Here is a 13,971-nt window from a genome sequence, read left to right on the forward strand (position 1 = left end):
CCCCGTGGTTTCAGCGGTTCAGCCGTGGTTCACTTCCTGCCCCGAAGGGGTCAGAAGGTGAGCTTCCAGCTGTCGATCTTGCCGGTGTCCAGGCTCGCGTTGTCGTTGACCCGGAGCTTCCAGACGCCCTGGGCGACCTCGGAGGAGGCGTTCACCGTGTAGCTCTTGACGATGTTGTCCGCACTGCCGCCGGAACGGTTGTGCAGGTTGTAGACGGAGCCGTCGGGCGCGACCAGGTCGACCTTCAGGTCACCGATGTAGGTGTGGACGATGTTGACGTCCACCTTGAGGGTGCTCGGCGCGTTGCCGGTGCGGGTCACCGTGATCGGGGAGTCGACGGTCGCGTTGTCGGCGATCGCGTAGTCGTTCGTGTTCTCGAACACGTTCTGCTGCGAGGTGCCGACGGTCCAGGTGAAGGACGCCGTGCCCGTCTTGGACGCGGAGTCGGTCACCGTGACGGTCACGTTGGACGTGCCCGCGGTGGTCGCCGTACCGGAGATCAGGCCGGTCGAGGAGTTGATCGACAGGCCGGCCGGCAGGCCGGTCGCCGAGTAGGTCAGCGCGCCCGGGTTGGTGCTGGTCGCCTGGACCTGGAGGCTCACCGCGGTGTTGATCTGGGTGGTCTGGTTGGCGATCGCGGTGACCGTCACGCCGTCGTTGATGCGCGGGCCGACGTTGATGGCGGCCCAGGCGTTGGCGACGTTGTTGTAGGTGGCCGAACCCTGGCCGTACAGGTCGGCGGCGGCCTTCAGCGTCTGGACGCGGGCGTCGGCGTAGTTGGTGGTCGACTTGAAGTAGCCCACCGTCAGCGCGCGGAACCAGATCTTCGAGGCGGCGTCACGGCCGATCGCGGTGACCGGCAGACCGTCGGAGGTCGGCGAGTCGTAGCTCACGCCGTTGATGACCTTGGCGCCGGAGCCCTCGGAGGCCAGGTAGTACCAGTGGTTGGCCGGACCCGAGGAGTAGTGGACGTCGATGCCGCCGATGCCGGAGTACCAGGCGTCCTTGGAGGAGCCGTCCTTGCTCGGCTTGTCCATGTAGCGCAGCGGGGTGCCGTTGCCGCGGATGTCGATCTTCTCGCCGACGAGGTAGTCGCCGACGTCCTGCGGGTTGTTGGCGTAGAACTCGACCGCCGCCGCCATGATGTCGGAGGTGGCCTCGTTCAGACCGCCGGGCTCGCCGCTGTAGGTCATGTTGCCGGTGACCGAGGTGAGGCCGTGGGTCATCTCGTGCGCGGCCACGTCTATGGAGGTGAGCGGCTTGGAGTTGCCGTCGCCGTCGCCGTAGGTCATGCAGAAGCAGGAGTCGTCCCAGAAGGCGTTGACGTACGCGTTGCCGTAGTGGACCCGGCTGTAGGGGGCCACGCCGTCGTTGCGCAGGCCGTTGCGGCCGTGGACGTTCTTGTAGTAGTCCCACGTGACCTGGGCGCCGTAGTGGGCGTCCGCGCCGGCGGTCTCCGTGTTGGAGGCGAGACCGTTGCCCCAGATGTCGTCCGGGCCGGAGAACAGGGTGCCGGTGCCGGAGGTGCCCCGGTTCAGGTTGTAGGTCTTGTGGCTGCCGCGGCCGGCGTCGGTGAGCGTCCAGTTGCTGCCCGACTGCGAGGAGCCGAGGGTGACCTGACCGCTGTACTGGGTGTTGCCGGTGCCGGTCTGGACGCCCTGCCACTGGGAGATCTTCGCGCCGGTCTTGGCGTTGGTGATCACGTGCAGCTGGCTCGGGGTGTCGTCGTCCTGGAGGCCGCCGACGACGGTCTCGAAGGCCAGGACCGGGACGCCTTCCGCGGCCCAGATCACCTTGCGGGCGCTCTTGTCGGCCTTGGTCTGCTTGGAGCCCTCGGCGTTCGCAGCCGAAACGGCCTGGCCCTCGGCGGCGGCCGGGGTGACGGTGGCGGTGGTGTCCGAGACCTTGATCTCGTGCTGGGTCGCCTTGCTCACGCTCTTGGTGACGCCGTCCTTGGCGTGGACGGTGAGGTCACCGCCGAGCACGGGCAGACCGTCGTAGGTCCGCTCGTACGTGGTGTGCGTGGTGCCGTCCGCGTCCTTGACCACATCGCGGACGATCAGCTTCTCGCCACCACCGAGGCCGAGCGCCTTCGCGGCCTGGGCGGTGGTCGAGTTGGCCTCGGCGAGGAGCGTCGCACGCTCCGAAGCGCTGAGCTTGGCGGCCGCCGCGCCCGGGTTGGGCTGGGCAGCGGTGCGGGCCTGCGACGCGGTGGCGTCGGCGGCGGCGGTGGCGGTGCCGGCCTGTATGCCTACGGCGAGCAGGGCGGCCGCGGCTACGAGGGCGCCGGCCGCGGTGGCACGCCGCTGGGGGGTGGGACTCAACGCAGACTCCTTCTGCAAGGGGGGTTCGGATGGCTGGGTGGGCCTCCGGGCAGATCAGGGCTGGTGCGATGAACGGATCGAAGAGTGCCAGCTGTGGGCTGCGATGTCAGGGCCACATCAAAAGGTTGGCCGGAAACAGTCCGTTGTCCGAAGATACGTATCCGGTATCCGAACCATTCACCTTTGTGTGGGAGGGGTTCCGCCGACGCCCGGAACGGTTGCTACCGGCTGTTAACACTTGGGCAACAAGGGGTCCCGTTCACCCGAAGGGCGTTTACCGTACGGGTGTTTGTCGTACTGTTTCCCGGTGCGACATGTGTTCGCTGCCAGGGGAAGCAGTGGACAGGTGGCACCGAAACAGACCACGTGCCAGGGGGGACCATGAGGCATGTCCGTTTTCCTGAGCAAAGAGAGGCCTCCGGGGCGGCGGGGCCCCACACGTCGCCGGCGGCCCCGGTGCGGCGGCTCGGCGACAAGCCCCGGTGGTACCTGCCCGTGGCCGTCACGGCCGATCTCGTCGGCGCCGCCGTGCCCGTCGGCCTGGTCTTCGACGCCGCCGGACAGGCCAGGCCCCTGCACTGCGCACTCGGCGCGGCCCTCGCCTGGACCGGGGTGCAGGTGCTGCGCCGACGGTACGCCGGCCGCGTGCTCGGCGAATCCCGCGGAGTGCTCCCCGTACTGCACGACTGGCTGATTCTGATCGGTGTCCTGGCCGTCGTCCGCGTGGTGACCGCGGAGGAGACCCCCCGCCTCGCCGCCCTCGGCGCACTGCTGCCCGCACTCCTCGTCACCGTCGCCTGCCACAAACTGACGTACCGCCACCTGACCGCCGCCCGCCGCGAGGTGCAGGCCGTCAGCCGGGTGCTGGTGGTCGGCGAGCCCGCCGCCGCCGAGCACGTCATCGCCCGCCTTGCCGCGCGCACCGACCACCCGTACGTCGCCGTCGGCCTCGTCCCGGTCGGCGGGGGCCCCCTCGCCGGCGGCATGCCGGTCGCGGCCAGGCTGGACGCCTCGATGCCCAAGGCGCCGAACCGGGACGCATCCGCCGTGCTGCGCGCCGTCCGCCGCCACCGTGCCGACCTGGTGCTGGTGGCGCCCGGGGCGCGGTTCGCGGGGGAGCGGCTGCGGCGGGTGGCCTGGGCCCTGCACGACGAGGGCCTCGAACTGGCCGTCTTCCCCGGCCTGGTGGAGGTGTCCGTCAAGCGGCTGGAGACCCTGTCGGCGGGCGGACTCGCCGTGCTGCGGGTCGCGCCGCCCGTACGGCGGGGGGTGCAGCCCCTGCTCAAGGCGGTGCTCGACCGGGTGGGGGCGGCCGTCGGGCTGCTGCTGCTGTCGCCGCTGTTCCTCGGGATCGTCCTGGCCATCCGCCTCGGCTCGAAGGGGCCCGCCTTCTACAGCCAGCGCCGCGTCGGACGCGACGGGGTGCCCTTCGTCATGTGGAAGTTCCGCACGATGGTGACGGACGCCGACCGCCTCAAGGCCGGGCTGGCCGGGGCCAACGAGAACGACGGCCCGATGTTCAAGATGCGCCGCGACCCCCGGGTGACCCGGGTGGGCCGACTGCTGCGCCGCACCTCGCTGGACGAACTGCCTCAGCTGCTCAACGTGCTGACGGGCAGCATGTCGCTGGTCGGCCCCCGTCCGCCGCTGCCCGAGGAGGTGGCGGAGTACGACGAGGTCGAGCTGCGCCGGCTCACCGTACGGCCCGGGATGACCGGCCTGTGGCAGATCAGCGGGCGGTCGGACCTGTCCTGGGACGAAACGATTCAGCTCGATCTGCAGTACGTGGACAACTGGTCCTTCACCAGCGATGTCGACGTGATGGGCCGTACGCTCCGCGCCGTGGTCGACGGCCGCGGAGCGTACTGAGGGGACGTGCGGTGACGTCAGCCCCGGTCGAGCCACCAGCGGTAGGTGGCGTCGATGCCGTCCCGCAGCGCGATCCCCGGCTTCCAGCCCAGCGAGGCCAGACGGGACACGTCGAGCAGCTTGCGCGGGGTCCCGTCCGGCTTGGAGGCGTCCCAGGCCAGGCGGCCGCGGAAGCCGGTCACCTCGGCGACCGTCTCGGCCAGCTCCTTGATGGTGAGGTCCTCGCCGCAGCCGATGTTGACGGGCTCGTCGCCGTCGTAGCGCTCCAGCAGCACCACGCAGGCGGCCGCCAGGTCGTCCACGTGCAGGAACTCCCGCCGCGGGGTGCCGCTGCCCCAGAGGACGACCTCGTCGCGCCCCTCCGCGGCCGCCTCGTGGAAGCGGCGGATCAGCGCCGGCAGCACGTGCGAGGACTGGAGGTCGAAGTTGTCGCCCGGGCCGTAGAGGTTCGTGGGCATGGCCGAGACGTACGAGGCCCCGTACTGCTTGCGGTACGACTGGACCTGCACGATGCCGGCGATCTTCGCGAGGGCGTAGGCCTCGTTGGTGGGCTCCAGCGGGCCCGTCAGCAGGGCGTCCTCGGTGATCGGCTGCGGGGCCAGCTTCGGGTAGATGCAGGAGGAGCCGAGGAACAGCAGGCGGCCCACGCCGGCCGCGTGCGCGCCGGCGATGACGCTGAGCTGGATCCTGAGGTTGTCCTCCAGGAACTGCACCGGGTACGTGCTGTTCGCCATGATCCCGCCGACCTTCGCGGCGGCCAGCACGACCGCGTCCGGGCGGACGTCGCGCAGGTACGCCTCCGTCGCGGCGGCGTCGCGCAGGTCGAGCTCGGTGCGGCCGCGCGTGAGCACCTGGTGGCCGTCGGCGGTGAGGCGGCGCGCGACCGCGGACCCCACGAGGCCGCGGTGTCCGGCGACGAAGACGCGGGCGTGCGGGGGGAGGAGGGGCGGGGTGCTTGTCATACCGCCGATGATGCCAGTCCGCTGGCCGCGGGTTTCGTGGGGCCGGACTGCGCGTCCGGAGCCTCGGGTTGGCGCCCCGGGGGCGTCGTCGTGCGGGTGCGGCGCCGTTGCCGGGGGCTCCGCCCCCGGACCCCCGCGCCTCAAACGCCGGCGGGGCTGGAAGGCGTGGCGGCGCCGGAGCGTGCGGCGGGGACGGGGCGTGCGGCGGAGCCGGGCCGGGCTGCGGGGACGGGGCGTGCGGAGTGGGCGTGTACGGTACGCATCCAGTCCCGGACCAGGGACGGGCGGGCCTGGCCCGCTGCCTGCCGGAATGCCGCAGGGCCGTCGGGGGGCCCTGCGGGCGGGGCCGGGGGCGTGAACGAAGAGGCCGGCCGGACCAGAGGCCGGAGCACCTCAGAACAGCAACTGACCCCAGGGGGACACCACATGGGAAAGACCGCACTGATCACCGGCGTCACCGGACAGGACGGCTCGTACCTCGCAGAGCTCCTGCTCTCCAAGGGCTACACGGTGCACGGGCTCGTGCGGCGGTCCTCCAGCTTCAACACGGAGCGGATCGACCACATCTACCAGGACCCGCAGACGGCGAATCGTTCCTTCGTCCTGCACCACGCCGACCTCTCCGACGGCGTCGCCCTGGTGAACCTGCTGCGCGACATACGCCCCGACGAGGTCTACAACCTCGGCGCCCAGTCCCACGTCCGCGTCTCCTTCGACGCCCCCCTCTACACGGGCGACGTGACCGGACTCGGCGCGCTGCGGCTGCTGGAGGCCATCCGGGCCAGTGGCGTCGACACCCGCATCTACCAGGCCTCGTCCTCCGAGATGTACGGCTCCACCCCGCCCCCGCAAAACGAGGACACCCCCTTCCATCCGCGCAGCCCGTACGGCGGAGCCAAGGTCTTCGCGTACTGGACCACGGTCAACTACCGCGAGGCGTACGGCATGTTCGCCGTCAACGGGATCCTCTTCAACCACGAGTCGCCCCGCCGCGGCGAGACCTTCGTGACCCGCAAGATCACCCGCGCCGTCGCCCGCATCAAGGCCGGCCTCCAGGACCACCTCTACCTCGGCAACCTCGACGCCGTCCGCGACTGGGGCTACGCCCCCGAGTACGTCGACGCGATGTGGCGCATGCTCCAGCAGGACGAGCCGTCGGACTACGTGGTCGCCACAGGAGTCGCCGCCACCGTGAGGGACTTCGTCGAGTCCTCCTTCGCCCACGCGGGCCTCGACTGGACGGACCACGTCCGCTACGACCCCAAGTACGAGCGCCCCAGCGAGGTCGACGCCCTCATCGGCGACGCCTCCAAGGCCCGGGAGATCCTTGGCTGGAAGCCGATGGTCCTGGCGCCCGAGCTGGCGCAGATCATGGTGGACGCCGACGTCCGCCAGGTCGAGGACCAACTGGCTGGCGCCACCGTCCGGATCGACCGCTAGGCTCCGGCTTCACCTACGATTTGCCGTGTCCCGGTCAACTTGGTGGCCGGGTGCGCACCCGCCGTACGTGGCTCTGGCCTGCGCCAGTCCATGCGGCTGTTCGGACATTTCCAGCCATCAAGCCGGGCCAACGGCCCTGGGGGGCTCATGCGTAGATCCAGAGGGCTGAGTGCTGCCCTCGCACTGTCACTGGCCGGTGCCGGCACGGGCCTCGGCCTGGTGCTGACGCCCGAAGCGGCCGCCATCACACCGCCGGTGGCGTTCACCGCCGACGAACTGCCCACCTGGCAGCCGAACGGCGTCGTCTTCGCCATGGAACAGGCGAACGGCACCGTCTTCGCCGGCGGCACCTTCTCGGCGGTCCTCCCGCCCGACGCGGTCGGCGGTGCCGAGCAGGAAGCGGTCAACTTCGTGGCGCTGGACGCCGCGACGGGCGAGCCCACCTCCTGCAAACTGGCCTTCACCGTCGGCGACGGCACTGCGACCGTCCGGGCGCTGGCCGTCTCCAAGGACAAGAAGACCCTGTACGCGGGCGGCTACTTCGGCGCCGTCAACGGCACCCCGGTCTCCAGCCTCGCCGCGATCGACATCGAGACCTGCACCCCCAAGGCCGCCTTCCACCCGGGCGTACCCGCCACCGTGCGCGCGCTCGACGTCAGCGACGACACCCTCTACGTCGCCGGCGACTTCGCCGCCGTCGAGGGCCAGACCCGCGAGCGGTTCGCCGCGGTCGACGCCACCTCCGGCGCCCTCAAGCCCTGGACCGCCAACGCGGACGAGCCCGGCCGGGCCGTCAAGGTCAGCAACGACGGCAAGAACGTGCTGCTCGGCGGCGACTTCTTCGCCGTCAACGGCACCAACACCCACGCCCTCGCGGTCGTCAGCGCCACCACCGGCGCGGTCACCAAGACGTACTCGACCATCCCCTCCAACTCGGTCGTCAAGCACATCTCGGCCGACGCGACGGGCTACTACACCGCCAACGAGGGCTCCGGCGGCGGTGTCTTCGACGGCCGCATGGGCCTGAGCACCGACTTCAGCGAGAAGTGGCGCGACCGCTGCCTCGGCGCGACCCAGTACGTGCTGCCCTACGACGGCGTGCTCTACAGCTCCTCGCACGCACACGACTGCTCCAGCGAGCTGGAATTCCCCGACGGCAAGCGGAACTACTTCCTCGCCCAGCCCACCGACCACACCGGCGCCGCCCCCGCGCCCGTGGACGGCTTCGTGCGCGGCCCGCGCAAGCTCGGCTGGCACCCCACCGCCAACGACGGCGTCGGCGAGGGCATCGGCCCGCGCGTCATGTCCGTCGCGGAGAAGAACGGCGTCAAGTACCTCTGGGCGGGCGGTGAGTTCACCCTCATCAACGGCCAGCCCCAGCAGGGCCTGACCCGCTTCGCCAACACCGGTGACGTCGGCGCGCCGACCACCCCCGCCGCCAGCGCCGCCAGCTTCAGGCCGGGCGAGGCCCAGGTCCGCTGGCGCACCAGCTACGACCAGGACGACAGCCGGCTGACGTACCGGATCTACCGCAACGGCTCGGCGACCCCGATCGCCACCGTGACCGCGGACTCACTGGAGTTCGAGCGGCCGCAGGCCTCCTGGAACGACACCACCGTCAAGGCCGGCCAGTCCTATTCCTACCGGGTGACCGCCACCGACGCGGCCGGCAACACCAGCGCCCTGTCGGCGAACGCCTCCGTCACCGTCCCGGCCACCGCGGCGGCCTACCCGGACCGGGTCCGCGCCGACGGCGCCAACCTGTACTGGCGCTACGACGACACCGTCAGCCCGTACGTCGCGGACTCCTCCGACGGCGGCAACACCAGCGGCATCCAGGTGGGCGCCCCGGCCCTGCGCCAGAGCCCCGGCGCCGTCACCGGCACCAGCACGGCGATGGGCTTCAACGGCACCAGCCAGCAGGTGTACAGCGACCACCGGCAGAGCGTCGGCGCCTCCTTCACCGTCGAGACGTGGTTCAAGACCAACACCACCCGCGGCGGCAAGCTCATCGGCTTCGGCAACAACACGGTCAACAACAGCGGCACGACCGACAAGCAGCTGTACATGACCAACACCGGCCGCCTGGCCTTCGGCGTCCACAACGGCAGCACGCGCACCATCACCACCGGCCTCTTCGAGACGTACAACGACAACAAGTGGCACCACGTCGTCGGCACGCAGGGCCCCGGCGGCATGACCCTGTACGTGGACGGCCAGAACAAGGGCACCAACAGCGCCACCAACTCGACGCCGTACGCGGGCTTCTGGCACGTCGGCGGCGACAGCCTCACCAGCTGGCCGAACCGTCCCACGAGCAACTTCTTCGCCGGGCAGATCGACGAGACCGCCGTCTACCCGACGGCGCTCACCCAGGCGCAGGTCAAGGCCCACTTCGACCTGGCCAAGGCGCCGGCCGACACGGTCTCCAAGGTCACCGCGTCCGAGGACACCTACGTCAACCAGGGCGCCCCGGGCACCGTCTACGGAACCTCGTCCTCGCTCGCGGTGCGCGGCACCTCGGCGTACGAGTCGTACCTGCGCTTCACCCTCCCGGCCGCCCCGGCCGGACAGGTCCTGAAGGCCGCCGCCCTCCAGTTCAAGACCTCCACGCAGAGCGGCGCCGGCACCGCCGACACCGTCTCCGTGGTCCCGGTCACCGGCACCTGGAGCGGAGCCGCCACGACGTTCACCACCAAGCCCGCCCTCGGCACCACCCCGCTCGGCAGCATCGCGGGCGTGCCGGACGGCTCGGCCGTCCAGAACGTCGAACTGGACACCGCCGCGGTCTCCGCGGTGCTGGGCAGCAGCTACAGCCTCGCCCTGACCAGCACGGGCACCGACCCGCTGTGGCTCTGGTCCTCGGAGTCGACCGCCGCGGACGCCGCTCCGCAGCTCGTCCTCACCTTCGGCCAGAAGTAACCGCCCTCCTCCCCACGTACGGGAGCCACCTGATGCACCGACGCCCCGCCGCGGCCGCGGTCCTGCTCGCCGCCGCCCTGACGCTGACCGGCTGCAGTTCCCCCGACGGCGCCGAGGCCGGCACCGCCCGGGCCGCCACCACGCCGAAGCCGCCCGCCTCGTCCCCGGCGCCCGACCCGGCGGACGCCACGGCGGCGTCCACCGCACCGGCGTCACCGGACGCGAAGCCGACGGGACCGGTGCTCCCGGACGCGAAGCTCACCCCGAAGACGGGCAGCTTCAAGGAGAACGAGAAGAAGTACCTGAGCGGCCGCGTCCCCGAGAAGACGGACCCGGCCGCCGTCCTCCAGACCGGCCAGGAGACCTGTCAGCGGCTGGAGCGCACGGCCAAGCGGGACAGGGACGCGGCGGCCGCGTCGATCGTCGCCGGCGAGGTCACCGGCGCCGCGGACGCGATCACCTTCCTCTGCCCGGAGCAGAAGCCGGTCCTGGAGGCGGCCCGGAAGGGCTTCCCCGACGGCCCCCGCTCCGCCCCCGCCTCCGGCACCTACCGGGCCGCCACCCAGAGCACCGCGTGCACCTGGGAGGCCACGTCCAAGGACGGCTCCGTCCTCGCCTCCGGCCCCGAGACCCCGCCCAAGCCGGGCGACAGGATCACGGCCACCGTCCCCGCCGGCACCGACCGGTTCACGTCGACGGGCTGCTACGCCTGGCTCCCGGCGTAACCCCCGCATGCGCACGGCCCTGTTTCCGGTGCCGCCTTCCGGGTATCCGCGCGGTCACACGACACAGCGGAGGGGATTCCCGTGCGCGGCATCGGTGGTTGCATCACCCTGATCGTGGTGGGGGCCGTCCTCACCTTCGCGAGCGACTGGGAGATGGAGAGCGTCAACGTCGACCTCGTCGGCCTGATCATGATGGTGGCGGGCGGCATAGGCCTCGCCGTCTACGCCAGCGTCCTCAAACGGCGCCGCCTGGGCGCCCTCCCGGTGGTGGAGGAACACCACCGGGACGGTCTGTGAGGCCTCAGCGGCGCGCGGCCGCTTCGTACACGCCGAGCAGGGTGTCCAGTACGGCGTCCATCGAGAAGGACCTCGCGGCCAGTTCGCGGGCGGCCGTGGAGGCCGTGGCGTTCGCGGCGGGGGCCAGGAGGGTCAGGACCGCCTCCGCGACCGGGCCCGGGCCGGGGTCGACGGTCAGGCCGGCGCCGGCCGTCGCGATGTCGCGGGCCAGGCCGTTGGAGTGGGTGACCACCGGCGGGACGCCCACCGCGAGGGCCTCCAGGACCGACATGGGGAACGGCTCGTCCACCGAGGGCAGTACGTAGACGTGCGCGCGGCGGAGTTCGGCGAGGACCTCGGCGGTGGACAGGGCGCCGGGGACCGTGAAGCGGTCGGTGAGGCCCAGGGCCGTGATCCGGGCCCGGACCGCCGCCAGCTCGCCCTCGTCCGGGCCGGCCACCACGAACTCCGCGCCCGGGTGGGCCGCCAGGACGGCCGGGGCGGCGTCCACGAAGTCCACCGGGCGCTTGCGGGCCTGGAGGCGGGCCGAGAACAGGATGCGGGGCGGGCCGGACAGGGGCGGCCGTTCCTCCTGGGACGGGGTGCCGTTGACCAGGCGGACGGCCTGCGCGAGCGGCGGGGAGCCCACCACCGCGTCCAGGCCCTCCTGCTCGTGCGGGGTCAGGTACAGCACGGCGTCCGCTCCGCGCAGCAGGCGGCGTACCGCCACCGCGTCCAGGACCTTCGCGAGGAGCTTCCCGCTCGGGTCGACCATGCCGTGGGTCTGGAGGACGAGCGGCTTGCCCGCGCGCAGGGCCGCCAGGGCGACGGGCAGGGTGACCAGGTCGCGGGCCAGGTGGACGTGGACCACGTCCGCCTCCCGCACCAGGCGGGACGCCGAGGCCAGCAGGGCCGGCGAGGTCATCCCGCTGAAGCCGAGGGGGAGCAGACGGCGGGCCGGGAACAGCTTGGCCGGGACGCCCTCCACCGACGCCGGCCACGGGTCGAAGCCCTCGCCCAGGGCGAGGAGGCGGGCCTCGTGGCCGCGCGCCCGCAGGCCCTTCGCCAGGTTCAGCGCCACCCGCACCGGGCCGCCGAAGGCGTGCGAGGGGGAATGCAGGGTGACGGCGTGCAGGACCTTCACTTGGGCTCCTCCACCGGGCGGCGGCGGCCGTCCCGGGTCTGCAGGGTCAGTTCGGGCAGGTCCTCGTGGACCACCGCGCCCGCGCCGGCCACCGCGCAGCGGCCCACGGTCACGCCCGCCAGCACGGTCGCCCGTACGGCCACCCACGCGCCGTCCTCCACGGTGATCGGGGCGTTGCGGTAGCGGAAGTCGGCGGCCCGGTGGTCGTGCGAACCCGTGCACAGCATCGACTCCTGCGACAGGCACACGTGCGAACCGATCGTCACCGGCTCCAGGTTGAGCAGCCACGCGCCCTCACCGATCCACGTGTGGTCGCCGACCTCCAGCTTCCACGGCCACAGCACGCGCACCCTGTGCCGGATCAGCACCCCCTCGCCGACCTTCGCCCCGAAGGCCCGCAGCAGCGCCACGCGCAACCGGGCCGGGCAAAGCCACGACATGAACAGGGTGTTCATCACGGCGAACCACAGAGCCTGCGTCAGGAACCCGCGCCCCTTGTCGTATCCGGCCAGCGTGAAGGAAGGAAGATCGCGCAACAGAAGCCCCTCGTCGTCCACCCCGGGCGCGCCTCCCCGGGCGCCGGACGCCCAGACTAAACTGCGGGCTGATCACGTACGGGGGTGGGGGCAACAGTGGCCACGGACATGCGCGAGCCCGCCGTGGAGCCGGTGCCGACGCCCGTCGAGGACGAGTCCCAGTGGGGGAGGGTCGCCACCCCCCGCACCCTGCTCTCGCGGGCCCTGTCCGTGCCGCTCGCCCTCGGCTTCACCGTCTTCTTCCCCCTCTTCGTCGCCGCCCAGCCCGGCGACGGCCGGCGCGACGCCGCCTACTGGCTCCAGCTGCTGCTCACCATGTACGCGGGCGCCCGGCTCTCCGCGATGGTCCTGACGAGCCGCCGCAAACTGCTCCAGGGCTCCTTCTGGCTCTTCGTCTACATGGCCATGGGCGTCGCCCCGCTCGCCCAGGCCGTCCTCGGCCGGGTCCCCACCCCCGTCGTCGGCCCCCGCTCCGACCTCACCCTGGCCATCGGACTGGTCCTGCTGGGCTGCACCGCCTTCGACGTCGGCGTGCTGCTCGCCCGCCACCGGCCCGCGGGCCGCGCGGGCGGCTCCCCGAAGGAACCCCGGCCGCTCATGGCCCACCGGCGCAGGCTCCAGCTGCTGACCGCCCTGGCCTTCCTCGGCAGCGCGGCCTTCATCGTCAAACTCGGCGGCCCGGCCGTCTTCTTCTCCAGCCGCCAGGAGATCATCGCCGGCATCCAGGAGGCGGGCGTCTCCAACGGCGACGGCCAGGCCGGGCAGGCCCTGCTGCGCGGCTTCGGCACCGTGCCCGCGCTGCTCGCGCTGCTGCTGTACACCCGGTGGCTGATCACCTCGAAGTTCGCCCGCCGCAAGGTGTCGGTCATCGCCACCTGGGCGGCGCTGGCGGCGCTCAACCTGATCGTCAACAATCCGGTCTCGAACCCGCGCTACTGGTTCCTGACCGTCCTGTTCGCGCTGCTGTTCACCGTCTTCCCGGTGAGCGCCGCCATGTACCGGGTGGCGTTGTCGATGGCCGTCGTCGTCGCCCTGCTCGTCTTCCCCTTCGCGGACCGCTTCCGCTACGACGAGAAGAACTACAAGCCCGTCGAGACGACCTCCTTCCTGGAACCGATGGCGCTCAAGGACTACGACCAGATCGGCATGTTCGCCAACACCATCACCTTCTCCGAGTCCGGTCCCGGCCACTTCTACGGGCGCCAGCTCGCCGGCTCCGTCTTCTTCGCGGTGCCCCGCTCGGTGTGGCCCGGCAAGCCGCGCGACACGGGCGTGATGGTCGGCCAGTGGATGGGCACGGTCAACACCAACCTCTCCTCCCCGGTCTGGGCCGAACTCTGGCTGGACTTCGGCCCCTTGGGCATGGGCGCCGGAATGCTGGGCATCGGGTACGCGGCGGCGCGCGTCGACCGCCGCTACGCGAAGCGGGCCACGCGCCGCGCCGCCCCGGGCAGCCTGGTCTCCGTGGTGGTCCCGCTGGTCGCCGGGTACTCCTTCATCCTGCTGCGCGGCCCGCTGCTCCAGGCCTCCGGCCGGGTCGCGATCGCCGCGCTGTGCCTCGCGCTCGTGGCCACGTACCGCCAGGACAAGGCCGCCACCCTGCGCTGACGCGGCGCACTCCGGCGGCCGGTCTGGCCGCATGGAGCCAGGCACCTCCGTGCCACCCCGAACCCCTGGAACACCCCCGGGCCCGGAAGACATGATCTTCTCAACGGCGCAGCAGTGAGGCGCCGGGGGGAACCGGGCCGGCGCCGATGGGCGCACACCTGGAGC

Annotated in this window: 10 protein-coding genes; 6 read left to right on the forward strand and 4 right to left on the reverse strand. The window is 71.8% G+C overall.

Annotated features, from left to right (window positions below; genetic code table 11):
• Window positions 1-50: 50 nt before the first annotated feature.
• Complete coding sequence (locus SSNG_RS24805) at window positions 51-2,324, reverse strand: M4 family metallopeptidase (RefSeq protein WP_042801815.1); 2,274 nt, start codon at window positions 2,322-2,324, stop codon at window positions 51-53.
• A 495-nt stretch (window positions 2,325-2,819) separates the two neighbouring features.
• On the opposite strand from SSNG_RS24805, the gene SSNG_RS24810 reads away from it, so the two are divergent.
• Window positions 2,820-4,193 carry a sugar transferase gene (locus SSNG_RS24810; RefSeq protein WP_042804071.1) on the forward strand — a complete coding sequence of 458 codons (1,374 nt, stop codon included), beginning with the start codon at window positions 2,820-2,822 and terminating at the stop codon, window positions 4,191-4,193.
• Between the two features lie 17 nt (window positions 4,194-4,210).
• On the opposite strand, the gene SSNG_RS24815 is transcribed toward SSNG_RS24810, so the two are convergent.
• Window positions 4,211-5,155 (reverse strand): GDP-L-fucose synthase, encoded by a 945-nt coding sequence (locus SSNG_RS24815; protein WP_007266660.1) that lies wholly within the window; start codon window positions 5,153-5,155, stop codon window positions 4,211-4,213.
• 426 nt (window positions 5,156-5,581) lie between these two features.
• Between SSNG_RS24815 and gmd the strand changes: the two genes are divergently transcribed.
• The 4 genes from gmd to SSNG_RS24835 all read left to right on the forward strand — a co-directional run bounded on the left by gmd (window position 5,582) and on the right by SSNG_RS24835 (window position 10,539).
• Window positions 5,582-6,595 carry a GDP-mannose 4,6-dehydratase gene (gene gmd, locus SSNG_RS24820; RefSeq protein WP_042801818.1) on the forward strand — a complete coding sequence of 338 codons (1,014 nt, stop codon included), beginning with the start codon at window positions 5,582-5,584 and terminating at the stop codon, window positions 6,593-6,595.
• 147 nt (window positions 6,596-6,742) lie between these two features.
• Window positions 6,743-9,517, forward strand: coding sequence for a LamG-like jellyroll fold domain-containing protein (locus tag SSNG_RS24825; protein WP_050779720.1), 2,775 nt, complete (start codon window positions 6,743-6,745; stop codon window positions 9,515-9,517).
• Window positions 9,518-9,549: 32 nt separating this feature from the next.
• Window positions 9,550-10,242, forward strand: coding sequence for a hypothetical protein (locus SSNG_RS44930; RefSeq protein WP_042801820.1), 693 nt, complete (start codon window positions 9,550-9,552; stop codon window positions 10,240-10,242).
• Between the two features lie 81 nt (window positions 10,243-10,323).
• Entirely contained in the window at window positions 10,324-10,539 is a 216-nt protein-coding gene (locus SSNG_RS24835; RefSeq protein ID WP_007266664.1) for a hypothetical protein, read from the forward strand.
• 4 nt (window positions 10,540-10,543) lie between these two features.
• Here the strand turns inward: SSNG_RS24835 and SSNG_RS24840 are convergent, their stop codons facing one another.
• Window positions 10,544-11,662: a glycosyltransferase gene (locus SSNG_RS24840; protein WP_007266665.1), complete on the reverse strand. Its 1,119-nt coding sequence runs from the start codon at window positions 11,660-11,662 to the stop codon at window positions 10,544-10,546.
• Window positions 11,659-12,198 (reverse strand): WcaF family extracellular polysaccharide biosynthesis acetyltransferase, encoded by a 540-nt coding sequence (locus SSNG_RS24845; RefSeq protein WP_050779914.1) that lies wholly within the window; start codon window positions 12,196-12,198, stop codon window positions 11,659-11,661. The genes SSNG_RS24840 and SSNG_RS24845 overlap by 4 nt, the downstream gene beginning before the upstream one ends.
• Window positions 12,199-12,306: 108 nt before the next feature.
• On the opposite strand from SSNG_RS24845, the gene SSNG_RS24850 reads away from it, so the two are divergent.
• On the forward strand, window positions 12,307-13,806 hold the full coding sequence (locus SSNG_RS24850; RefSeq protein ID WP_007266667.1) for a hypothetical protein: 1,500 nt from the start codon (window positions 12,307-12,309) through the stop codon (window positions 13,804-13,806).
• Window positions 13,807-13,971: the final 165 nt, after the last annotated feature.

Source organism: Streptomyces sp. C (assembly GCF_000158895.1).
Classification (GTDB): domain Bacteria; phylum Actinomycetota; class Actinomycetes; order Streptomycetales; family Streptomycetaceae; genus Streptomyces; species Streptomyces racemochromogenes.